Raw genomic sequence first — 23,275 nt, 5'->3', positions numbered from 1 at the left:
TGAAGCGATGTCTTTATTGTCCGGCGATTTTCATCTCCGGCAGCAGCACCGAACCGCATTGTATATTGCTGCGCGTTTCAATGTCGTTACCGAGCGTTACCATATTGAGCCACATATCCTTGAGGTTGCCCGCAATTGTGATCTCGCTCACAGGATATTGGATTTCACCGTTTTCAACCCAGAAGCCTGATGCACCGCGTGAGTAATCACCGGTCATGGCGCTGACACTGGAGCCCATCATTTCGGTAACCACTAAACCACGGCCCATCTGCTTCAGCATATCTTCAAAGCTATGCCCCTGACCCGCAATGCGCCAGTTGTGAATGCCGCCCGCATGACCGGTGCTCTGCAAGCCAAGCTTACGTGCCGAATAGCTGGTCAGCAGCCAGTTTTGCAGCACGCCATCTTTGATGATGTCACGCGCCTGAGTGCGGACACCTTCGCTGTCGAACGGCGTAGACGCCAGGCCTTTCAGCAGGTGCGGCTTCTCTTCAATCGTCAGCCACTCAGGCAAAATCTGTTTGCCGAGTGAATCCAGCAGGAAGGTCGCTTTGCGATAGACGCTACCGCCGCTGATCATGCCGACCAGATGGCCAAACAGACCCGTCGCCACTTCCGGCGCGAAGATCACCGACGCTTTCATGGTCGGCAGTTTGCGCGGTGCCAGGCGTGACAACACGCGACGTGCGCACTCTTGTCCCACCCAATCCGCAGTTTGCAGATCGTCAATGGAACGGCCGATGGTGTAGGCGTAATCGCGCTCCATGTTGCCATCCTGCTCGGCAATCACACAGCTGGAGAGCGAATGGCGGCTGGAGCAGTAGCTCTGCAACATGCCGTGGCTGTTACCAAACACTTTGATGCCGACGTGGCTGTTGAAGCTGCCGCCTTCGGTATTGGTAATGCGCTTGTCAGCCTGCAGCGACGCCTGTTCGGCCTGTGCAGCCCATTCGATAGCGCGATCGGCATCGATCTCCCACGGATGGTAAAGATCGAGATCCGGCGCTTCAAATGCCAGCAGATCGGGATCGGCCGGGGCACCAAAAGGATCAACCGAGGTGTAACGCGCAATGTCGATCGCCGCCTGCACGGTACGTTTGATGGCATCCGGGCTGAGGTCGGTTGAAGAAGCACTGCCTTTGCGGTTCTGATGATAGACGGTGATGCCAAGTGCACCATCGCTGTTGAATTCGACGTTTTCCACTTCGCCATAGCGGGTACTGACGCCGATGCCGGTGGTTTTGGTCACCGCGACTTCTGCTCCATCGGTGCTGGCTTTCGCCAGTTCCAGCGCCTGCGCGACAGCCTGTTCTAACACTTTACGTTGTTCTGCAACCTGAGTAGATACGTTCATCGACCTGCCGTCTAATCTTAAGTATGAATTTATTGAGTCTATCAGACTCAGAGAACAATTTCGCAGTCGCCCGATAAACTGGTAGGATTAGCCTCTTTTTTTTAGGGAGCCAAGAGATGACCAAGCAGCCCGATGACTGGCTCGACGATGTGCCAGATAATCAAAACGAAGAAGATGAAGACGAAGAGATTATCTGGGTCAGCAAAAGCGAAATTAAACGCGACGCCGAAGAGCTGAAACGCCTGGGCGCCGAGTTAGTTGATCTGGGGAAAAACTCCCTCGACAAAATTCCACTCGACGATGATCTGCGTGCCGCCATTGAGCTGGCACAGCGTATCAAAAAGGAAGGCCGTCGCCGCCAGTTGCAGCTGATCGGTAAGATGTTGCGCGCGCGCGATGAAGATCCGATTCGTCAGGCACTGGATAAGCTGAAGAACCGCCATAACCAGCAGGTTGCGCTGTTCCATAAACTCGAGCAACTGCGCGATCGCATGATCGAGAAAGGCGATGATGCGATCGCAGAAGTGATTAACCTCTATCCGCAGGCCGATCGCCAGCAGCTGCGTACCATGATCCGTAATGCGCAGAAAGAGAAAGCCGCTAACAAACCACCGAAAGCCACCCGTCAGATCTTCCAGTATCTGCGCGAGCTGGCAGAGGCGTAAGTTTGCCGCGTGCATAAAAAGGGTCGCCAGTGGGCGACCCTTTTTAGTTTGGGCGGTTAACAGAGCGTCATCAAACCCAGTGGCAACCCCGATTAAAGGGTCGCCACGCCATCAACGTCCCAATCTCTCCAGCAGTTTCTGGTGAATGCCACCAAACCCGCCGTTACTCATCACCAGAATGGAATCACCTGGCTGGGCTTCTTTTGCCACCATTTCCACCAGCGTATCGATATCCGCGCTCCACTTCGCCGGCTGGATGCAGGCTTCCGCGACATCAGACACCTGCCATGGAATGTGGTGCGGCTGGAACAGGAACACGTTATCGGCGCGACCCAGAGACGGGGCCAGCTCGTTTTTGCTCACGCCCATCTTCATGGTGTTGGATCGCGGCTCCAGTACCGCCAGAATACGCGCGGTACCACCGACTTTGCTGCGCAGCGCCGCCAGCGTGGCCAGAATCGCGGTGGGGTGATGGGCAAAATCGTCATACACTTTGATGGCATTCACTTCACCACGCAGCTCAAGACGACGGCGCGCATTGATAAAGCTGCTCAACGCTTCACCGGCATCCACCGGTTTCACCCCGACGTGACGCGCGGCCGCAATCGCCATCAGGCCATTGTGCATGTTGTGCTCGCCGACCAGCGCCCAGTTCACTTCACCGACTTTCTCGCCGTCCAGCCAGATTTCCCAGTGGGAGGAGTCCGGCGTCAGTTTTTTCGCCTGCCAGTGGCCGTTGTCGCCGACGGTTTCCTGCTCGCTCCAGCAGCCCATCGCCATCACTTGCTTAAGATTGTTATCGTGCTCCGGCAGCAGGATTTTGCCCTGGCCCGGCACGATGCGAATCAGATGGTGGAACTGCTTCTGGATCGCGCGCAGGTCATCAAAGATATCGGCGTGATCGAATTCGAGATTGTTGAGGATCAGCGTGCGCGGGCAGTAATGGACAAATTTGGAACGCTTGTCGAAGAACGCGCTGTCGTATTCATCCGCTTCAATCACGAAGAATGGACTTTTTCCTAATTTTGCCGAAACCTCGAAGTTTCCTGGCACTCCACCAATGATAAAGCCCGGTTCAAGGCCACAGGCCTCCAGAATCCACGCTGCCATGCCTGCGGTAGTGGTTTTGCCATGGGTTCCGGCCACGGCCAGTACCCAACGGTCACGCAGCACGAAATCATGCAGCCACTGCGGGCCAGAGAGGTAAGGAATGTTACGTTCCAGTACCGCTTCCACACACGGATTGCCGCGCGTCATGGCGTTGCCAATGATCACCAGATCCGGCTGCGGATCGAGCTGACTGGCATCATAACCTTCTGTCAATTCAATGCCTTGCTGTTCCAGCAAGGTGCTCATCGGCGGGTAGACATTGGCGTCAGAGCCGGTCACTTCATGCCCTAGCGAACGGGCCAGCATTGCCAGTCCGCCCATGAAAGTGCCACAAATCCCAAGGATGTGAATACGCATAAAGAGATCCATTACTCAAAAGTTCGGCGCACAGTGTAACCCCGAGCAGAGTGGGAAGAAACGGATTAGGACTATGGTTTTTAAAGTTCAATCGGCTAAACTGCGCTCATACGTTGGTAGCGTGTTAAAGCTGCTGCCACTCCATCGTAGATTCAGGGAATGTGTTATGAAAACGTTAGGCGAATTCATCGTCGAGAAGCAACACGACTTTCCACACGCCACAGGTGAACTGACGGCGCTGATTTCCTCCATTAAGCTCGGAGCCAAGATTATCCACCGCGACATCAACAAAGCGGGTCTGGTGGATATCCTCGGTGCCAGCGGCGTGGAAAACGTGCAGGGCGAACAGCAGATGAAGCTGGACCTCTTCGCGAATGAAAAACTGAAAGCTGCCCTGAAAGCGCGTGGTGTGGTTGCCGGTATCGCTTCCGAAGAAGAAGATGAGTTCGTCATCTTTGAAGGCTCAGAAGACGGTAAATACGTGGTGTTGATGGATCCGCTGGACGGCTCTTCCAACATCGACGTGAACGTTTCCGTCGGCACCATCTTCTCCATCTACCACCGCATCAGTGAGCCGGGTACGCCGATCACCGAAGCTGACTTTATGCAGCCGGGCAACAAGCAGGTTGCGGCCGGTTACGTGGTTTACGGTTCTTCCACCATGATGGTTTACACCACCGGTGTGGGCGTGCATGCGTTTACATACGATCCGTCACTGGGCGTGTTCTGTCTGAGCCATGAGCGCATGACCTTCCCGGAGAAAGGCTACACCTACTCCATCAACGAAGGTAACTACATTCGCTTCCCGCAGGGCGTGAAGAAATACCTGAAGTTCTGTCAGGAAGAGGATATCGCCACCAAGCGCCCATACACCTCGCGCTACATCGGTTCACTGGTGGCAGACTTCCACCGTAACCTGCTGAAAGGCGGTATTTACCTCTATCCAAGCACCGCCAGCCACCCGAAAGGTAAGCTGCGTCTGCTGTATGAGTGCAACCCAATGGCATTCCTGGCGGAACAAGCCGGTGGTAAAGCCAGCGATGGTGCCAACCGTATCCTCGACATCCAGCCTGAAACCCTGCACCAACGTTGCCCGTTCTTCTGCGGTAACGATGCGATGGTGGATGACGTTGAGCGCTTTATGCGTGAGTTCCCGGACAGCCACGAATAAGCTGATGTGATTTGAAAAAGCCCGCCAATAATGAGCGGGCTTTTTATTGGGTTATTTTCGTCGCTTTGCTTGCCGATCAATCAATTCACCCTGCGCGGAGTAGTAGCGGCTGGGCCAGATTTCATCCGGTGCGATGCCAATCGCTTCGGCAATCAGCCATTCGCCCTTGGGCCAGGGTCGGATTAAGGCATTGCCCAAAGTGGTCGAACACAACCCCGCTTCACGTGATACGGCGGCTAATGAAGTCCCTCTCTTGCGTAAGGCGGCTATAATATCGGCCTGATGCCAGTCCTGCTTGCTTTCACCCACGTCACTCTCCTTAGTTCTCGTTATAGGTTGCCATAACGATACTACGTTACTCGTAGTATCTGACAAGCAGCAAATCTACGATTCTCGTAGGCATGAAACCGACCTCTTCCCTGCAAAAAACCTTCTGTAGACGCCTGAAACAGGTGCGTCTGGTGAAGGGTTTTTCGCAAAAAGGGTTAGGGATTGCCGCTGGCATTGAAGAGTTTTCCGCCAGTGCGCGCATCAATCGTTATGAAGTCGGTGTGCATCAGCCCGATTTACTGACGCTGCAACTGCTGGCGAAAGCGCTGGAGATCCCCGCCGCCTATTTTCTGGCAGAAGATGACCAATTAGCAGACATGATCCTGCGCTTTGCTGAAGAGATAAGTAGCAACGCGCCATAAGCACGTTGCACCTGTTTTTACGCGGCGACCACGCGGAACTGCGCCATTGATTCCTGCAACTGCTGTGACTGCGCTTCCAGCGACTGCGTGGCGGCACTGGCTTCTTCCACCAGCTCGGCGTTTTGCTGCGCGGCTTCATCCATTTGCGTCACCGCCTGATTCACCTGCTCAATCCCACGGCTCTGCTCTTCTGAAGCAATCGAGATCTCTTTCATCAGTGAGGTGACACGCATCACTTCGCTGGAGATTTCATCCATGGTTTCACCGGCGCGTGTCGCCATGTCGCTGCCCTCTTTAACACGCGTTTGTGATTCGCTGATCAACTCACGAATCTCTTTAGCGGCGGTCGCACTACGGCCAGCCAGCGTACGCACTTCGTTGGCGACCACGGCGAAGCCACGGCCCTGCTCGCCAGCACGCGCGGCTTCCACCGAGGCGTTCAGCGCGAGGATATTGGTCTGGAAGGCGATACCATCAATCACGCTGAGGATGTCGCCGATGCGGTTAGAGCTTTGGGTGATCTCCTGCATCTTCTCCATCACGTAACCCACCACCTCTGCGCCACGATCGGCGCTGGTCGACACATTGCTGGCCAATTGATTGGCCTGCTGAGCGTTACTGGCGTTAAGACGGACGGTGGCGGTCAGCTGCTCCATGCTGGCGGCCGTTTGCTCCAGCGAAGCAGCGGACTCTTCGGTGCGCTGCGACAGATGCACAGTGCCCGCCGCCAGTTCACGGCTGCCCACATCAATCTGCATGCTGGCTTCACGCACCTGACTCACCGAATCACGCAGCGCCAGCTGCATATCGGAAAGGGCCTGATTCAGGCGACCAATTTCATTTTTGCCTGCGGCAGGTAAAGGCTGCGAGAGATCGCCCGCCGCAATCTGTTCCAGATGTAGGATTGCGTTGTCCAGAGGACGCAGCAGCGAGCGACGCAACAACTGCCAGGCCAGTACGATTAGCAGCAGTGTCAGTACCATCACCACGCCAATCATCACCTTCATCCGGACTTCGTTGTCAGCCGCCTGCTTGAGGCGTGCCGCAGAGACTTCATCGGCGTAAATACTGAAATCATTCACCGCCTTCGAATAGTTTGCTGCCAGCTGTGATTGTTTGCCTTCCAGCACCTGATAGTACTCATCGGTATACTGTTTTTTTAAGGCATCCATCATGGGCGTGATGCCTTCTTTATCGTAGACGTTGTAGGTCGCCACAATCGCATCGGCCAGAGTTTTACCATGCGCTGTTACGGTGCCTGCATCGACAAATGCTTTGAGGAACTGGTGAGAACTGTCCACTGCGGCTTGCGCCTGCTGCGTGACTTTGGCGCCGTCATCCAACAGACCAATTTCGATCTTACGAACGGCCAGCGCCGCATTGGCGCGGGCGCGCATTAAATCTGAACGGCTTTGGTAGAGCTTGTTGAGTTCAATCCCCTGAATGCGGTTCAGCGCATCCAGAGATTGATTTCCAGCATTAATGGCATAGATGCCCATGGCGCTGACGGCTAACAGCATCACCGTCATGATGGCCAACAACGCAAGTAAAGCGGTACGTATTGATAGTTGTCTGATCATGATCATTCCCGTGTGTATGAAAAGGCAGAACTCCACTGGCCCTAAAACGGAGAGATTATCGGCAGCTGGTCGCAGAAACTTTATCCAATGTTGATGGTCAATCTGCCGACGTTCGCTTACCCTTCAGCTTTTCTGAAGTCCGCTGCGCAAAAATGAAGGAATGAAATGATGAAAAAGTGGCTCCCGATTGCCGGTCTGTTCGCCAGTAGTATGGTTATGGCGCAGACGCATCCGCTCGACCAGCAGCTACAGCAGTGTCTGGACAAGGAATCCAGCACCGCGGGCATGTCCCAGTGCTACGGCAGCGCCAATAAGGCCTGGGATAAAGAGATGAATATGCAGTACAACCAGATGATGAAAAAATTAACTGGCGAACCTAAAGACAAATTACGTGCTGCCCAACGCGCGTGGCTGGCCTATCGCGATAGCTGGATGGAGGCCAGCCGCAGCTATTTTATGAGTCGCCAGGGCAGCATGGCAGCCCTTTCCATCGGGGCTCAGGGCGTTAATCTGGTGCGGAATCAGGCTTTAATGTTGCAATCAATGAACAAAGGCAGTTGCGCCAATCCCGATGATTGTTGATAAATGGTGGCGTTAAAAAAACGTCAGCGCAGGCACTGACCTGCGCATCCATCTTCAGGGAGAAAACATGGCTGCTTATGCCTCTACCATCATTCTGGTCTGCCTCGCCGTCCTGAGCTATTTCGTTCATAACAGTGCCGTTACCATTTCCATTCTGATCCTGCTCGCCATCAAGCTGACACCGCTGTCTCAGTTCTTCCCGTATGTGGAAAAACAGGGCATTCAGATCGGCATTATTATTCTAACTGTCGCAGTGATGGCGCCACTGGCAAGTGGGACGTTGCCCGCTTCATCCTTGCTGAAGTCATTTGCTAACTGGCAATCGATCGTGGCGATCATTGTCGGGGTGTTTGTTGCCTGGCTGGGCGGGCGCGGCGTCAGTTTTATGAGCGTGCAGCCATCAGTGATTGGTGGATTGTTAATCGGCACCGTGATTGGCGTGGCCTTTTTCCGTGGTGTGCCGGTCGGACCACTGATTGCTGCAGGGATTGTCTCGCTGTTTGTCACCGCGAAGTAGGCCGTTGGAGCATTCCGAAACGCCAAAAAGGGGGCATACTTTCAGAGTCAGTTGGCTATAATAGCCGTCACTCAACATACGACCAATGAAGGAAAGCCAGATGAGTTTGAACCAGGTGCCTGCAGGTAAAGAACTGCCAGAAGATATCTATGTCGTTATCGAGATCCCAGCGAATGCCGATCCGATCAAATATGAAGTGGACAAAGAGTCTGGCGCCCTGTTTGTAGACCGTTTCATGTCTACCGCCATGTTCTATCCGTGCAACTACGGTTACATCAACCACACCCTGTCTCTGGATGGTGATCCGGTTGACGTGCTGGTACCAACCCCGTATCCGCTGGTGCCGGGCTCAGTGATTCGCTGCCGTCCAGTTGGCGTGCTGAAAATGACCGACGAGTCTGGCGAAGATGCCAAACTGGTTGCGGTTCCGCACGCCAAACTGAGCAAAGAATACGATCACATCAAAGATGTGAACGACCTGCCAGAACTGCTGAAAGCGCAGATCACCCACTTCTTCGAGCACTACAAAGATCTGGAAAAAGGCAAATGGGTAAAAGTTGACGGCTGGGACAACGCTGAAGCGGCCAAAGCTGAAATCATCTCTTCTTACGAGCGCGCACAGAAGAAATAATCTTCTCTGCCTCGCAAGCATAAAAAAACACCGTCCAATGGACGGTGTTTTTATTTATGCCTCGGGTGCGTCGTCGCGCTTTAGCCAGTCACCGCTCGCAATGCGGGTGCGACCCGCAATCGAACGCTGATAGACATACAGCCAGGCACTGCCGTAAGGCGTCTGGATGAGTTGGCGTTTGTATTCGCCATTCTTGGTGCGCAAGGCATCGAGTTCGCCAAGCGTGCTGGCGTCGATGCGATACACTTCGCAGAAGACGGTTCCCTCATCTTCAACGACGCCCGGATAGTGACCCAGATTGTAGAGCGCAAACCCTTCAATCTGATGGTCGCCGAGCCATTGCGCATTCGTCATCCAGTGACTGTTTCCCTGTTTGCGCCGTAAACTGCCGTAGACAATTATTCGCATTGCTAAAACTCAAACTGATAGAGCAAATCCAGTGCCTGATCGAGACCGGACACGGCTTCCAAATAGAGTTTGGGCATCAGGCGGTAACGCAAGGTTAACGTCGCCAGTGAATCAAATATGCCAACACCGTATTTTACTTGTAGACCCGGCAGTACATAACCGCTCACCTGCACCTGCTGGCTGTCGCCTACACCGGTGGTATCAAGCGCGAGGTTACTGACGCCGAATGTCTCGCCGATTTTACCCATAACCTGACCACTTTGTGCAACCCCTAACCCCACAAGTGCTGAAGTTAATGCATTACTGTCGCCATCACTGCTGAGTCCCTGACCGCGTAATAAGTAAGAAAGCGCTTCCTGCTGCGACATGGCGGGGTCAGAGAACACCTCGACTTTCGGCTCATCGGCCAGGCCGGTGACGCGAATACCGGCGGTGACATCATCTTCGGTGGCTTCCGGGTTACGTATCGCTTCAAGGTTAACGTACGGCTGATCTGGCGGCCCGGCAAACTGCAACTCGCCTTTACGCACAATCAGATCCTGCCCGTAAGCGTGGAAGCGGCCATCAGGAATATTGATCTGTCCGTTTAAGCCCAGACCGGTTTTATCCTGCACCAGTTTAAGATCGCCATTCAGCTTGGCTTTTAGACCAAAGGCTGACAGCCGCACATCGTTACCGACATGGATCACCAGGTTGCTGTTGATCGGAATGGCGGCGGTCTTCGGTTGAATCGGCTTGAGATCTTTATCCAGCATCACCTCATCCGAGGAGACGCCAGTGGCGCTTTCCGGCACTTCCTGCACCGTGATGCGCGCCCACGGAATATCCACTTTGCCATCCAGATTAAACGCGGCTGGCGTGGCTTCAAACACCAGGTCTGGCGAGACATCCATACGCACCATCGGTGGCACGGTGACACGAATACGGTTGCCCTGCGCGGTGATGCGCGCACGCCAGTTATCCAGCTGGCTCCAGTCGGCATTGCCGCCCAGATTGAGGTTGCCCTGCGTCGTCTGTAACAGGCCGTTAAGCGTCGAACTCATGCCATTGAACACCATGTTCAGATTGGCGGAGGTGAGTGTGACCGGCATAAAGCTGGCCTGCACGTTGACATCGCTCAACCCCAACTGGCCAAACACCTGCGGCTGTTGCAGTGTGCCGCCCAGACGCAAGTTGCTGTTGAGGTTGCCTTTAATCTTTTCACCCTGCATCAACGCCGGATTGAACATCGCCAGCGACAGATTGCTGATACCAATATTACCTGACAGCTGGCGACGGGTTTGCGGATCGGCAATCTGCACATTACCGCTCAGCTGGCCGTTGTTGACGATGTGAATCAGCCAATCGAGTTGGGCACGACCGTTGCGCATCGCGGCATTCAGGTTAAGCGTGTCAAAGGCGATCGGCAGCGTGTTGCCCTGCACGTCTTGTTCGACTTTCACGCCGTTACCTTTCAGCGAGACCGTACCGGTTGGCAGCGCGCCGTCGGCGGTCCAGTTCACACGCGCATCCCCACTGAACACACCGTTCAGTTTGGTGGCATCGGTGAGGAACGGTTTGATCATCGCCAGATCAAAGCGGTTCAGCACCACATGGGCGTGACCGCTGGCCCCGGCTTCAATCGGCTCGGGTACGCACAGCTGCGCGTTCGGGTTCTGCCAGCAGTGTGGCCCGATAGAGGCGGTCTGCTTAGTGTTGAGGTAATCAATCGCCATCGCACGCGTCAGACGCCATTCGCCCACCGGGGTATCAAAGTGGGTGTTGTTGAGATTGCCCTGCCAGCGTTCAGTTTTGCGATCAAAGCTGCCGTTGAGCGCCAACTGGCCGGAGACCGGCTCGCCCTGCACGTTCAGCTTGAGCTGATGCTGCTTCTCGTTGCCGTCCGCATTCAGCGTCAACAGATTGATCTTCAGCGCGTCCTGTTGCAGTTGCTCAACGCGCAGCTGCAGCTTACCGGCGATCTGATCGCTGGATTTCACATCTCCTTCCAGCGCCACACGACGAATCTGCAGTTGCTGCCAGCGCAAGCCGGTTGCAGTGAGATCGGCCAGCAGCTGCGGTGCCTGCAAGGTGCCGCGTGCTTTTACCGTGCCTTTCGCCACGCCGCCGAGTCCCGGCAGTGCGTTATCCAGGTGCGGTGCATCGATATTGGCATCCAGGTTGAGCGTGTCGCCCAGTTCACCTTTCACGTCCAGATGGTTGCGGCCCAGCGCGATATTAATGCCCGGGATTTTCCACTGGTTATAGCTGTTGCCGGTGAGTGAGCCATTGGCGCTGACGGCGTTCTGCTTCACGTTCCCTTTCAGCTCCAGCTGCGGCACGCTCAGCTGCCAGCTTCCGCCGTACAGGCTGCCACGCGTGGCGATTTTGCCGTCGAGTTTGGCAGGCCAGTCCGGGTACTGTTTGGCGGTGTTGATGCCGGATAGCGTCAGTTCGCTGCGCCAGCTGATGGCTTTGCTCCAGTCCACCAGCGCGGTTAAATCAACGTTACCCTGCAGTGCCGCCACGCGCAGCTTGTCCAGACTGAACTGCTGCACGTTGCCTTTGCCATCAAGCGCAATGGTCGCCGGCGGCACGGCTTCGCCTTTCACAGCGGTGCGCAGTGACATCACATAATCAGTGGCTTTGCCTTTGAACTGATAATCGAGGTTATCCGCCTGATACTGCACCGGGCCGGTAAGCGGCCAGCGCAACTCCGGGCTGGTGAGTTTCAGTGACAGTGGCAGACCCGCCACCGCCGGTTGCGCAGCGGCATCCAGCTGTGCGCGGACCGGGCCAGAGAGATTCAGCCCCAGCTTAAGCTCTTCACGCATCGCCCCGCTGAGATTCATTTTGATCTTCTCGCCCTTGATCGGATCGAGATTCAGCGATCCATTCAGCGCGAAATTCACTGGCCAGTTATCCGCCAGCTGCGCATCACCGCTGGCATTCACCTGCCCTTGCGGTGAATCGATGTCAAAGGTTTCTAACTGAAGATGGCGGTCAGCGGTTTTGGCTTTCAGCAACAGACGGGTAATCGACACATCGCTATCGCCGGTCAGGCGCAGCTGTTCGCCGAGCAGCTCCTGAACGGTAATATCCAGCGGCAGCTGGAAGTCAGGCAGTTCGGGTAACAGCGGTTTGGCAAACATCTCTTGCAGCGTTTCACCCAAGGGTTTCTCATCCGGCTGCGGCTGTTGCACTTTCGGCTGCACCACTTGCTCATCAACCACTTTCGCCGCCTTCGGCAGCGCTATCAGCAGGCTTTGAATATGCGTTGGGGTTAACGTCAGCGCGCGACCCTGCCAGTTGAGGCCGGTGGTGAAGTCCAGCAGCGAGATGGATGTGTCATCCACTTTGACGTTGATGTTGTGCAGCCCGACCTTGCTGAGCGTTATCGGATACGGCGTGGTCAGGTTGGTGCTACCGCTCTCTTCCTGCGGCGGTGGTGCAGCGGCCGGGGCCATTTTCTTGCTGTCGACCACCACGCTGACATCCTGCAAGCCGATGTCATTCACGCACACCGACGAGTGCAGCAGGCAGTTCAGGTTTAGCGCCAAATGGAAGCGTCCAGCATCCACGCTGACGCCCGGCATCTCATACTTCACACCACTTAGCGTCAGATCGCGCCAGCCACCTTCGACTTTGTTGATCGATAAACCGGGCACCCAGCGATCGGCACCTTTCAGCACCAGATGCAATCCGGGTGTGGTGCCAATCAGAAATGCCACACTGCCAAACAGCACCACCAAAAAAATACCGAATCCAATCAGGACCTTTTTCCACAGCTTCATAGTTCAGGCCCCAGTCCTACATAGAATTGCAAACCATGTTCCTTGTCATCGCCAATCGGCCGTGCGATATCAAATTTGATTGGCCCGACCGGAGAAGCCCAGCGCACGCCAATACCAGCACCGGTTTTAAAATCACTCTGTTTGATGTCGTTTACCGCTTCACCGGAATCGACAAACACCGCGCCCCACCACTTGCCGGTCACGTTGTATTGATACTCCAGCGAGCCGGTGGCCATTTTGGAGGCACCGGTCAGCTTGCCGTCACTGTCGCGTGGCGAGACATCTTTGTATTTATAGCCGCGAATACTGCGGTCGCCCCCGGCGAAGAAGCGCAGATCCGGCGGAACTTTGTCGAAGTCGTTGGTCTCGATCCAGCCCAGGTTACCGCGTACCACAAAGCGATTTTTCTCGCCCAGCATACGGATCCAGACGTTTTGCGCCTGCAGGATCAGGAAGTCGACATCCGATCCCCAGGTGGTATCGGAGACATCGACGGAATAACGCTGCGAATCGCCCCAGGTCGGCATCAAGCCACCGCGTGAACGCGTGCGGCTCAAACTCACGCCCGGATAGAGCAGCATGGTGGTGTTGGTGACACTGCCTTGGGTAAAGTGATCAAGACTCCACTTCAGGTTAACCGCGCGCTGCCAGCCGGAGCTGCTGTCCCAGTTACGCGACACGCCCAGCGTGGTGGTATCGGCTTTGGTGTCGTTGAGATCGGTACGCTTCAAACCACCGGAGAAAGTGTAATACTGCTCCAACGGGCTTTTCAGCAAGGGCACTTTATAGCTGAGATCGAGCTGTTGTTCAGGTGCGGAAATATAGGAGCTGGCAGTGAGGCTATGACCGCTGCTGTTGATCCACGGCTTTTTCCACGTGCCTTTCAGGCGCGGGCCGACATCGGTGGAATAGCCGACACCGGCTTCGATGGTGTTTTCAACGCGTGGCGAAACGGCGGCATTCAGCGGCAGCACTTTGGTCTGACGACCTTTGTCGAATTCCGGGGCAACGACCACCGAGTTAAACCAGCCCGTGGCTGACAAGCGGCGGTTTAATTCCGCTAAATCGCGCGAGCTGTAAGGGTCGCCCTTTTTGAACGGCACAAGATTCCGCAGATAGGCTTCGTTGATTTGCGAGCCCTGGAAGCTGACATCGCCAAAACGGTAGCGCGGGCCACTGTCGTAATCGATATCCCAGAATGCTTCGCGTCTTTCGACCGAAACGCCAAGCTGGCTTTGCTTAAAGTCACCGTCGAAGTAACCATTACGCAGTGCCAGGCTGGAGAAGCCATTTTTAAATTTGTCGTATTCGCCGTGATTGAGCTGGGTGCCGATTTTCGGCGTGCCCTGCTTCACCCAGGCTTTATAGTCATCATCGTTTTTCGCCGCACCTTCGACCACGATGTGGCTGCCACCGATTTTCACCGGTTCGCCCGGCTTAACGTGGGCGATCAGCACCGGTCGACCGCCCTGCGGCGGCGCGGGACGTGATTCGAAATCGATTTCGGGTTCGTAATAACCGAGTGCCCGCAAGCCTTCTTTAATCGCCTGCGAGACACGCGCCTGGAAGCGCCCATCACTCGACACTTCGTCAGTTCCAATGGTGGACAAGCGCGCCCTGACGTTCTTCTGTAAATCCCCGGTTAGCCCCTCCAGCTGCAAGCGCACTTTCGCTGCCTCAACGGCAGGTGCAGCAAGCAACAGGCTGGCCAAACAATAAATATGCAATCGCGGCACGCTTACTCCTGTTAATAATGCCTGCCCCTTATTCCGCAGGGGCGTTATTTCTCATCGGAGGCTATCACCACCACTCGCTTACCCATCAGCATAGCCGCTCTTTTTGGCGGATGGCTGAGGAAAAATGGTCACTAAGCCAAATCATTTCCTATTGTCGGTAAATGGGGGGAGCGATACAACACCGAAGCCGCACTTCTGCGACTGAGGGGAGCGCACTCGGATTATTCCGACCTCCTTGTGCGCGCCTCTGGCGGCGGCATAAGCGCTGCTGCTATAATCAGCACCCAGCAGGCATGACCTGCTTTCCTTTCTGCCCCGACGTTAACGTTCCTTGTCGAAATGGCGCAGACATTTTTGGCACGGATAGCCCTGTATGACAGGCGAATACTGGATGTTCTCCTGCGCTGCCCAGGCCAAAAATGACAAGTGATTAACCCAACGGATCTTTTATGCTCGATAGCTTACTTGTCATTCTTTTACTGATTGTGATCAGTTCATTCTTTTCTCTTTCTGAGATCTCGCTGGCGGCTGCCCGTAAGATCAAACTTAAACTGCTGGCCGATGAAGGCAACATCAATGCGCAGCGCGTGCTGAAAATGCAGGAACAGCCTGGCATGTTCTTCACCGTGGTGCAGATTGGCCTCAATGCCGTGGCCATCCTCGGTGGTATTGTCGGCGATGCCGCGTTTTCCCCCGCCTTCAGCAGTTTATTTAGCCGCTTTATGGCCCCTGAACTGGCCGATCAGCTCAGCTTTATCTGTTCCTTTACCGTGGTCACCAGCCTGTTTATTTTGTTTGCCGATTTAACGCCGAAGCGTGTGGGGATGATCGCGCCGGAAGCGGTGGCGCTGCGCATCATCAACCCGATGCGCTTCTGCTTGCTGGTGATGCGTCCGCTGGTGTGGCTGTTTAACGGGCTGGCCAACGTGTTTTTCCGCATCTTCAAGCTGCCGATGGTGCGTAAAGACGACATCACCTCCGACGATATTTACGCGGTGGTGGAAGCCGGTGCTCTGGCTGGGGTGCTGCGTAAACAGGAACACGAACTGATCGAAAACGTCTTTGAGCTGGAATCGCGTACCGTCCCGTCTTCGATGACGTCACGCGAGAACGTGGTGTGGTTTGATCTGCACGAAGATGAAAACAGCCTCAAAACCAAAATCGCCCAGCATCCGCACTCAAAATTTCTGGTATGTGATGGCGACATCGATCATATCGTCGGTTATGTCGATTCCAAAGAGCTGCTGCTGCGCGTGCTGGGCAATCAGAGCCTGACCCTGAGCAGCGGCGTGCAGATTCGCTCTGCGCTGATTGTGCCGGACACATTAACGCTCTCTGAAGCGCTGGAAAGCTTTAAAACTGCTGGCGAAGACTTCGCGGTAATCATGAACGAATACGCGCTGGTGGTGGGGATCATTACCCTCAACGACGTGATGACCACGCTGATGGGTGATTTGGTCGGCCAGGGTCAGGAAGAGCAGATTGTGGCACGTGATGAGAACTCATGGCTGGTTGAAGGCGGCACACCGATTGATGACGTGATGCGCGTGCTGGATATCGATGATTTCCCACAGTCCGGCAACTATGAAACCATTGGTGGTTTTATGATGTACATGCTGCGCAAAATCCCGAAACGCACCGATTTCGTCAAGTTCTCAGGTTACAAGTTTGAAGTGGTAGATATCGACAGTTATCGCATCGATCAGCTGCTGGTGACGCGTATTGACGATCGTCCACCGGTGCTGAGTGTGACGAAGAGCGCCACTGATGAGCTGGAGTCGCCGTAGTACCGGGCGGCAGAAAAAAACAAGGCGCGATTTCTCGCGCCGCTACTGAGGGCGCCTGATTGCATGGCGCCCTTTCTTTTTTACTGCTTAGTTGTACTCGGCTTGCAAACGCAGGACCTGGCGGTTGATCTCGGACATCACGCTAAGGTGCTGTTTATCTTTGACGCGGGGCAACATCACTTTGCCTTTATCGAACTCAAACGCGCCAACATCCTTGATATACAACCTTCCTTTAAAAAGCGTTTTTACGTATTTCGCAATTTGCAGCGGATTATAGCGCTGGAAGATTTTCATACTGTCTAACTCCTGAACAGATGTACTACGCTTCGTCGTTGCCAAATCCGGTACGAACCCATGAAGCGCAAATGAGGCATAACTATAGAACACCAATCGTTACGTATGTTCCGAAAAGGTGAATTTTTTACTGAATTGACACATTATTACAGAACACTCTGTTATGCCGTTCACAAAACCCAGTATAAACCTTCACTCATTAAGGAATTGTGGCGTGGGTTGCAAAGCTGTTAACTCATCGCGACAGGCGCATCATCCACACCTAATATTGCAAAAACATGAATAACTGGTCGGATCACTAAGGAGTATCACCATGCGTTTGGCACACTCTGTGTTAGCCCTGGCACTGCTGGTTCCCAGCCTTGTCTCAGCCCATGCTTTTAAGATCGGCGATCGTGTTCCGCCAGTGGGCGTGAGCGACAGAGGCGAACTGCTTTATCAACAAGATAAGTTTAGCTACCAACCGTGGAATAGCGCGCAGCTGAGTGGAAAAGTGCGTGTCATCTTACATATTGCCGGGCGTTCTTCGGCCAAAGAACAGAATGCCGCGCTGATTGAGGCGATCAAAGCGGCGAAATTCCCGCATGACCGTTACCAGACTACCACCATTGTGAACACCGACGATGCGATTCCCGGCACGGGGATGTTTGTGCGCAGCAGTATTGAGAGCAACAAGCAGCAATATCCGTGGTCGCAATTTATCGTCGACAGCAACGGCAACGTGCGTAAGGTCTGGCAGTTGGAGAAAGGGGGTTCGGCAATTGTGGTACTGGATAAGACCGGGCATGTGCGATATGCCAAAGAGGGTGCACTTACGCAGGATGAAGTGCAGCAGGCGATGAAACTCATCCGTGAGCTGTTGCAGTAAAAACGGAGGTCGCCATTAATGGCGACCCTGTGTTGCCCGGCTTGTGTTCTATATTCATCCCGGAATGAATAGCGAAAACACAGGCTTCTTTCGCAAAGTGCGCGTCAGGAACTAAAACAGCGAGACGCGGAAACCCGGATTCAGGAAGGATTCGCGTGGTGTGTAGTCGAGAGTTTTACCCTGCCAGTCATGCACGTGGGCTCCCGCCGCAATCGCCACCGCGTGACCTGCTCCGGTATCCCAAATGTTGGTTGGCCCAAAACGCGGATAGAGCTGCGCTTTACCTTCCGCCACCAGACAGAATTTCAGTGAAGAGCCAATTGCCGTGGTTTGATGTTCGCCTAACTGCGTCAGATACTCTTTCAGCTCTTCATCTTTATCTGCATGCGAACGGCTGACAACCACCAGCAGTGGACGCGCCTCGCGCACCTGAATCTGCGTTTTATGGTCGCCCTCTTCTTTCCAGGCTTTGCCATCAGCGGCCGAATACATCACACCCAACGCGGGCGCATAGACCACACCTAACACCGGTTTGCCGTTTTCAATCAGGGCAATATTGACGGTGAATTCACCGTTGCGCTTGATGAACTCTTTGGTGCCATCCAGCGGATCCACCAGCCAATATTTTTTCCAGTTCTGACGCACCGCCCAGCTCGGCGGATCTTCCTCTGATAACACCGGCACTTCTGGGGAGAGCGCGGCCAACCCTTCCACGATGACTTTGTGCGCCGCGAGATCGGCAGCCGTGACCGGCGAATCATCTGACTTGCGCGTCACATCCATCGGCTGCTCACCCGCATAGACATGCATAATCGCATCGCCTGCTTCACGCGCCAATTGGCTAATTTTATCTAACATTCTTCACCTCTTTTCCGCTGATTCTGCCTGTCAGACATCAACAGCTCACCTCTACACATTTTAGCAGTTGTGTTCCCATGCTTTGCGGCTGAACTGTCTGAAACGGCAATCTATATGATTATCAATACCATAGTTCAAGGTTGGCGGCTATGGCGTGATACTGAATCCCTTTTTAGCGGACAGCGAAGCCTGCTGATGCGTGAAAGTCTGAGACACATCACAAATTGAAATGATAATTCGTCATTGTTTTACATTATTTTGAGAGGCCCATTAGATCAGACAAGGAGCAAATCATGTTCAAAGCGAGCATGTCGTTACTGGCGCTGTGTGTGACGGCGGCCACGGTGCAAGCCGCTACAGTGGATCTGCGCATTCTGGAAACCACCGATCTACACAGTAATATGATGGATTTCGATTACTACAAAGACACACCAACTGAGAAATTTGGCCTGGTGCGCACCGCCACGCTGATTCAACAGGCACGCGCAGAAGCAAAAAACAGTGTGCTGGTCGATAACGGCGACATCATTCAGGGCAGCCCGCTGGGCGATTACATGGCCGCTAAGGGGCTGAAAAAAGGCGATGTGCATCCGGTATATAAAGCGATGAACACGCTGGATTACGCAGTAGGCAACTTAGGCAATCACGAATTCAATTACGGCTTACCCTATCTGCAGAAAGCGATTGCCGGGGCACGCTTTCCCTATGTGAATGCCAACATTATCGATGAAAAAAGCGGAAAACCGCTGTTTAACCCCTATCTCATCAAAGAAACCACCGTTACCGACCGCAGCGGTAACCCGCATCGCTTAAAAATTGGCTACATCGGCTTCGTTCCACCACAGATTATGGTGTGGGATCGCAACAATCTGCAGGGCAAAGTGCGCGTTGATGACATCACGGAAACAGCGAAGCGCTATGTGCCGGAAATGCGCGCAAAAGGTGCTGAAATAATCATCGCCATTCCGCACTCAGGTTTAAGCAGTGAGCCTTATCACGCCATGGCAGAGAATTCCGTCTACTACCTCAGCCAGGTGCCAGGGATTAACGCCATTATGTTTGGTCACGCGCATGCGGTGTTCCCCAGCAAAGAGTTCGCAGCCATTAAAGGCGCTGACATTGCTCAAGGCACGCTGAACGGTGTTCCGGCAGTGATGCCCGGCATGTGGGGCGATCATCTCGGCGTGGTCGATTTGGTGCTGAATAACGAAGGCGGCAAGTGGCAGGTCATGCAGGGCAAGGCTGAAGCGCGGCCCATTTACGATCCGGTTGCTAAAAAATCACTGGCCGCAGAAGACAGCGGTCTGGTGAAAGTGCTGGAGCAGGATCACCGTGCCACGCGTGAGTTTGTTGCTAAGCCTATCGGTAAATCCGCCGATGTAATGTACAGCTATCTGTCGCTGGTGCAGGACGATCCCACTGTGCAGATCGTGAATAATGCCCAGCGCGCCTATGTTGAGCACTTTATTCAGGGCGATCCCGATCTCGGCCGCTTGCCAGTGCTTTCGGCTGCCGCACCGTTTAAAGCCGGTGGGCGTAAAAACGATCCCGCCAGCTATACCGAAGTAGAGAAAGGTGAACTGACCTTCCGCAATGCCGCCGACCTGTATCTTTATCCGAATACCCTGGTGGTGATGAAAGTCACCGGTGCACAGGTGAGAGAGTGGCTGGAATGCTCAGCCGCGCAGTTTAATCAGATCGATCCGCACAGCAGTAAACCGCAGGCACTGATTAACTGGGATTTCCGCACCTACAACTTCGACGTGATTGATGGCGTCGATTACCAAATCGATGTGACGCAGCCTGCACGCTATGACGGCGAATGTACGTTGATTAACAAAGACGCTTCACGCATTAAGGATCTGATATGGCAGGGTAAGCCCATCGACCCTAATGCGGAATTCCTCGTCGCCACTAACAACTATCGTGCTTACGGCGGGAAGTTTGCCGGCACCGGCGATAAATACGTGGCGTTTGCTTCACCAGATGAGAACCGTTCAGTGGTCGCGGCTTATATCAGCAGCGAAACCAAAGTACACGGCGAAGTGAAACCGCAGGCCGATCATAACTGGCGTTTAGCGCCGATTCACAGTGATACGCCGCTGGATATTCGCTTCGAAACCGCACCGGGCGAGAAAGCCACGCAGTTTATTGAGAAGTACGCTGATTATCCGATGAAAGCCGTGGGCAGTGACGAGATCGGTTTTGCGATTTGGCAGGTAGATTTGCAGAAGCAGTAAGATTGGCAAAAAAATGGCCAGTCATTCACGACTGGCCATCCACTACGAAAAATTCAGATTACAGAATTTCCAGCAGCTCGACTTCGAATACCAGGGTGCTGAATGGCGGGATGGATGCGCCAGCACCGCGTTCGCCGTAGGCAAGGTTTTGTGGAATCACTAATTCCCACTTAGAACCCACTGGCATCAGGGTCAGCGCTTCAATCCAGCCCGCGATCACGCCGCTTACCGGGAATTCAGCCGGTTCGCCACGTGCCACTGAGCTATCAAATACCGTACCGTCGATCAGTTTGCCTGTGTAGTGTACACGGACACGATCCTGACGTGATGGAATCGGGCCATCACCTTGAGCGATTACGCTGAACTGCAGACCAGATTCCGTGCTGCTCACGCCTTCACGCTGCGCATTCTGCTCCAGGAATTTATGGCCTTCAGCCGCCATGGCTTCCACACGCTCACGGCGCACGCCTTCTGCACGTTCGTGCACTTCACGCAGCGCGCGATGTACCACGTCAACAGGCACAGCCGGTGAGTTCCCTTCCAGCGCGTCGCGCAGACCCGCGAGCAGTGCTTCTGGCTGCAGGCCCTGCAGTCCAGATTCCTGCAGCTGCTGGCCGACCTGTAAACCGATACCGTAACTTGCTTGTGATTCGACGCTGTCGAATGAAGGGGTGGTCATCTTGATTCCTTAATCCCGGAGAAAATAGAAACGGCAGCATAACAGCGCAGGCGGCTGGCGTAAAATCTGCAGCGCCGCAGATGACATTTACCAGGGAAAGAGAAACAATACGCAGGTCAAATCTTTCAATGCTGGCAGGCACTTCGCGCCCGCATTGCCCATACTATAGCTGTGGCAACGTTTTCGTCGTACAGCGCTAAGAAAGAGAGAATACATGGGCCAGATCGCCCCACGACGCCGCAGGACGCGCGCACCGCGTGCTTTTACTTTATCGAGGTTGCAACGTTGGCTGCCGCAATTTTCGCGCAAGGCCGCCAGCGAGGAGGATTCACGAATGGCTTCTGATACCCCTTCCCGCGTTCCCGCCGTGCTGCTGCGCGTCTGGCATCTGCTGGATGATGTGCGCTGGATGAACCCGCTACCGGCCTTCCATCGCCGTGGCATTGTGATTGCCTTACTGGTTCTGCTATTAGCGTTTCTCTGGCCGAGCAGTACGCCGCAATATCCGATTGAGCGCCCGGCAGATAACAGCAGCAAAGAGGTGCCGTTACAGGCAGAGATTTACGATAACAAGCAGCCGCAGAACACCCAACCGAAAACCGATTCTCAGGGCGAATGGCATAACTACACGGTGGCATCAGGTCAGACGCTGGCACAGTTGTTCCGCGACAATAATCTGCCGGTGAATGATGTGTTCGCGATGGCACGCGTCGAGGGTGACGATCAGCCGCTTAGCGCATTGAAGAATGGCCAGCAGGTGAAGGTTCGTCAGAACGCGCAAGGCGTGGTGACAGGATTAACGGTGGATGGCAGCAACGGCCCGGTGTTATTTACTCGCCAGCCCGACGGCAGCTTTATCCGCGCTCAGTAAATCGCAGATACAAAAACGCCGGCACATGGCCGGCGTTTTCGCGTTACCGAGTAAAAAATTACTCAGCCACTACATTCACAACCAGTTTAGCGAACACTTCGCTATGAACCTGGAAGTCAACTTCGTGCTCACCGGTAGAACGCAGAACGCCGTTTGGCAGACGCACTTCGCTCTTAGCCACTTCAACGCCAGCTGCAGTTACTGCATCAGCGATGTCGCGGGTACCGATTGAACCGAACAGTTTACCTTCGTCGCCTGATTTAGACGCGATGGTAACGGTGCCCAGTGCATTGATTTTCTCTGCACGTGCGTTAGCAGCAGCCAGAACGTCAGCCAGTTTGGCTTCCAGTTCAGCGCGACGCGCTTCGAAGAACTCAACGTTTTTCTTGGTAGCAGGAACAGCTTTGCCCTGTGGAACCAGGAAGTTACGAGCGTAGCCCGCTTTAACGTTAACCTGATCACCCAGGCTGCCCAGGTTTGCTACTTTATCAAGCAGAATAACTTGCATTACCTTATCCTCTTAAAGTCGTTAATGGACAACTACCAATTACTGATGACGATCAGTGTATGGCAGCAGGGACAGGTAGCGAGCGCGCTTGATGCAACGAGCGAGCTGACGCTGGTATTTTGCACGAGTACCGGTGATACGGCTCGGGACAATTTTACCGCTTTCGGTAATGTAGTTTTTCAGTGTAGCGATATCTTTGTAATCAATCTCTACAACGCCTTCCGCGGTGAAACGGCAGAATTTGCGACGACGGAAATAACGTGCCATTTGGCTAGTCTCCAGAATCTATCAATTCAATCTGCTCGGCATGTAACACCATTCTGCTCTGACCATTGCGTGCCTGATGGCAGCTAATGAAACCTTCGAGAACGAGTTGCGTACCGACCGTTATATGTTGAGTAATCACCTGATGGGTGCTGCCGCTGATAATCACCGGCATCTGACACCAGGCTTGCCGGTGAAAACCGGCCTCCTCCTGCACAGAACGGTGCTCAAGCACGAACTGGCAGTGAGGAATCCCTGACGGACTGACTTTTCGAACTGGCGTCTTGCACACAGTGCCTGACAGGCGCAGTCGATTTGCCGTCATGTCGG

Annotated in this window: 23 protein-coding genes; 10 read left to right on the top strand and 13 right to left on the bottom strand. The window is 54.2% G+C overall.

What is annotated here, in order from left to right:
* Positions 1-13: 13 nt before the first annotated feature.
* Positions 14-1,354: a metalloprotease PmbA gene (gene pmbA, locus QMZ65_RS19005; RefSeq protein WP_283216507.1), complete on the bottom strand. Its 1,341-nt coding sequence runs from the start codon at positions 1,352-1,354 to the stop codon at positions 14-16.
* Between the two features lie 116 nt (positions 1,355-1,470).
* Between pmbA and yjgA the strand changes: the two genes are divergently transcribed.
* Complete coding sequence (gene yjgA / locus QMZ65_RS19000) at positions 1,471-2,019, top strand: ribosome biogenesis factor YjgA (RefSeq protein WP_034829237.1); 549 nt, start codon at positions 1,471-1,473, stop codon at positions 2,017-2,019.
* A gap of 111 nt (positions 2,020-2,130) precedes the next feature.
* Here the strand turns inward: yjgA and mpl are convergent, their stop codons facing one another.
* Entirely contained in the window at positions 2,131-3,486 is a 1,356-nt protein-coding gene (gene mpl, locus QMZ65_RS18995) for a UDP-N-acetylmuramate:L-alanyl-gamma-D-glutamyl-meso-diaminopimelate ligase (protein ID WP_045832883.1), read from the bottom strand.
* 166 nt (positions 3,487-3,652) lie between these two features.
* Here mpl and fbp point away from each other — a divergent pair, with 166 nt between their 5' ends.
* Positions 3,653-4,657, top strand: a complete 1,005-nt coding sequence (gene fbp, locus QMZ65_RS18990) for a class 1 fructose-bisphosphatase (protein WP_034829242.1) — start codon at positions 3,653-3,655, stop codon at positions 4,655-4,657.
* 51 nt (positions 4,658-4,708) lie between these two features.
* Here fbp and QMZ65_RS18985 read toward each other — a convergent pair whose 3' ends face one another.
* Positions 4,709-4,966 (bottom strand): helix-turn-helix domain-containing protein, encoded by a 258-nt coding sequence (locus tag QMZ65_RS18985; RefSeq protein WP_097119506.1) that lies wholly within the window; start codon positions 4,964-4,966, stop codon positions 4,709-4,711.
* Positions 4,967-5,058: 92 nt separating this feature from the next.
* On the opposite strand from QMZ65_RS18985, the gene QMZ65_RS18980 reads away from it, so the two are divergent.
* Positions 5,059-5,349, top strand: a complete 291-nt coding sequence (locus tag QMZ65_RS18980; protein WP_097119505.1) for a helix-turn-helix domain-containing protein — start codon at positions 5,059-5,061, stop codon at positions 5,347-5,349.
* A gap of 17 nt (positions 5,350-5,366) precedes the next feature.
* On the opposite strand, the gene QMZ65_RS18975 is transcribed toward QMZ65_RS18980, so the two are convergent.
* Positions 5,367-6,926, bottom strand: coding sequence for a methyl-accepting chemotaxis protein (locus QMZ65_RS18975; protein ID WP_283216526.1), 1,560 nt, complete (start codon positions 6,924-6,926; stop codon positions 5,367-5,369).
* 171 nt (positions 6,927-7,097) lie between these two features.
* On the opposite strand from QMZ65_RS18975, the gene QMZ65_RS18970 reads away from it, so the two are divergent.
* The 3 genes from QMZ65_RS18970 (at position 7,098) to ppa (ending at position 8,659) form a co-directional block, all read left to right on the top strand.
* Positions 7,098-7,511, top strand: a complete 414-nt coding sequence (locus tag QMZ65_RS18970) for a lysozyme inhibitor LprI family protein (RefSeq protein WP_283216506.1) — start codon at positions 7,098-7,100, stop codon at positions 7,509-7,511.
* Positions 7,512-7,578: 67 nt separating this feature from the next.
* On the top strand, positions 7,579-8,028 hold the full coding sequence (locus QMZ65_RS18965) for a DUF441 domain-containing protein (protein ID WP_038644476.1): 450 nt from the start codon (positions 7,579-7,581) through the stop codon (positions 8,026-8,028).
* 100 nt (positions 8,029-8,128) lie between these two features.
* Positions 8,129-8,659 (top strand): inorganic diphosphatase, encoded by a 531-nt coding sequence (gene ppa / locus QMZ65_RS18960; protein ID WP_283216505.1) that lies wholly within the window; start codon positions 8,129-8,131, stop codon positions 8,657-8,659.
* A gap of 54 nt (positions 8,660-8,713) precedes the next feature.
* Here the strand turns inward: ppa and QMZ65_RS18955 are convergent, their stop codons facing one another.
* The 3 genes from QMZ65_RS18955 to tamA are packed head-to-tail and all read right to left on the bottom strand — an operon-like array spanning position 8,714 to position 14,576.
* A complete protein-coding gene (locus QMZ65_RS18955) occupies positions 8,714-9,067 on the bottom strand; it encodes a gamma-glutamylcyclotransferase family protein (protein ID WP_034829253.1) in 354 nt (117 codons plus the stop codon).
* Positions 9,068-9,069: 2 nt separating this feature from the next.
* A complete protein-coding gene (gene tamB / locus QMZ65_RS18950; RefSeq protein ID WP_160834417.1) occupies positions 9,070-12,840 on the bottom strand; it encodes an autotransporter assembly complex protein TamB in 3,771 nt (1,256 codons plus the stop codon).
* Entirely contained in the window at positions 12,837-14,576 is a 1,740-nt protein-coding gene (gene tamA / locus QMZ65_RS18945) for an autotransporter assembly complex protein TamA (protein ID WP_283216504.1), read from the bottom strand. The genes tamB and tamA overlap by 4 nt, the downstream gene beginning before the upstream one ends.
* A 449-nt stretch (positions 14,577-15,025) precedes the next feature.
* Between tamA and paeA the strand changes: the two genes are divergently transcribed.
* Positions 15,026-16,363, top strand: a complete 1,338-nt coding sequence (paeA, locus tag QMZ65_RS18940; protein WP_034829259.1) for a polyamine export protein PaeA — start codon at positions 15,026-15,028, stop codon at positions 16,361-16,363.
* An 87-nt stretch (positions 16,364-16,450) separates the two neighbouring features.
* Here the strand turns inward: paeA and QMZ65_RS18935 are convergent, their stop codons facing one another.
* Positions 16,451-16,657, bottom strand: a complete 207-nt coding sequence (locus QMZ65_RS18935) for a DUF1107 domain-containing protein (RefSeq protein WP_031280153.1) — start codon at positions 16,655-16,657, stop codon at positions 16,451-16,453.
* 313 nt (positions 16,658-16,970) lie between these two features.
* Here QMZ65_RS18935 and QMZ65_RS18930 point away from each other — a divergent pair, with 313 nt between their 5' ends.
* Positions 16,971-17,525, top strand: coding sequence for a YtfJ family protein (locus QMZ65_RS18930; protein ID WP_211728485.1), 555 nt, complete (start codon positions 16,971-16,973; stop codon positions 17,523-17,525).
* A 111-nt stretch (positions 17,526-17,636) separates the two neighbouring features.
* On the opposite strand, the gene cysQ is transcribed toward QMZ65_RS18930, so the two are convergent.
* Positions 17,637-18,383 (bottom strand): 3'(2'),5'-bisphosphate nucleotidase CysQ, encoded by a 747-nt coding sequence (cysQ, locus tag QMZ65_RS18925; protein ID WP_097119498.1) that lies wholly within the window; start codon positions 18,381-18,383, stop codon positions 17,637-17,639.
* Between the two features lie 293 nt (positions 18,384-18,676).
* On the opposite strand from cysQ, the gene QMZ65_RS18920 reads away from it, so the two are divergent.
* Positions 18,677-20,623, top strand: coding sequence for a bifunctional 2',3'-cyclic-nucleotide 2'-phosphodiesterase/3'-nucleotidase (locus tag QMZ65_RS18920; RefSeq protein WP_097119497.1), 1,947 nt, complete (start codon positions 18,677-18,679; stop codon positions 20,621-20,623).
* A 58-nt stretch (positions 20,624-20,681) separates the two neighbouring features.
* Here QMZ65_RS18920 and bamJ read toward each other — a convergent pair whose 3' ends face one another.
* Positions 20,682-21,302, bottom strand: a complete 621-nt coding sequence (gene bamJ / locus QMZ65_RS18915; protein WP_038644441.1) for a BamJ family beta-barrel-assembly machinery protein — start codon at positions 21,300-21,302, stop codon at positions 20,682-20,684.
* A 214-nt stretch (positions 21,303-21,516) separates the two neighbouring features.
* Here bamJ and QMZ65_RS18910 point away from each other — a divergent pair, with 214 nt between their 5' ends.
* Complete coding sequence (locus QMZ65_RS18910; RefSeq protein WP_160834422.1) at positions 21,517-22,173, top strand: LysM-like peptidoglycan-binding domain-containing protein; 657 nt, start codon at positions 21,517-21,519, stop codon at positions 22,171-22,173.
* Positions 22,174-22,231: 58 nt separating this feature from the next.
* Here the strand turns inward: QMZ65_RS18910 and rplI are convergent, their stop codons facing one another.
* Genes rplI through priB form a run of 3 tightly spaced genes read right to left on the bottom strand, consistent with a single transcriptional unit; the run spans position 22,232 to position 23,270 of the window.
* On the bottom strand, positions 22,232-22,681 hold the full coding sequence (gene rplI / locus QMZ65_RS18905; RefSeq protein WP_034829315.1) for a 50S ribosomal protein L9: 450 nt from the start codon (positions 22,679-22,681) through the stop codon (positions 22,232-22,234).
* Positions 22,682-22,720: 39 nt separating this feature from the next.
* Positions 22,721-22,948, bottom strand: a complete 228-nt coding sequence (gene rpsR, locus QMZ65_RS18900) for a 30S ribosomal protein S18 (protein ID WP_002210155.1) — start codon at positions 22,946-22,948, stop codon at positions 22,721-22,723.
* Positions 22,949-22,952: 4 nt separating this feature from the next.
* Positions 22,953-23,270: a primosomal replication protein N gene (gene priB, locus QMZ65_RS18895; RefSeq protein ID WP_034829319.1), complete on the bottom strand. Its 318-nt coding sequence runs from the start codon at positions 23,268-23,270 to the stop codon at positions 22,953-22,955.
* Between the last annotated feature and the right edge of the window lie 5 nt (positions 23,271-23,275).

Origin of the sequence: Pantoea sp. EABMAA-21, from assembly GCF_030053335.1 — a bacterium.
GTDB classification, from domain to species: Bacteria; Pseudomonadota; Gammaproteobacteria; order Enterobacterales; family Enterobacteriaceae; genus Pantoea; species Pantoea communis.
This window is presented reverse-complemented; position numbering and strand designations above follow the sequence as displayed.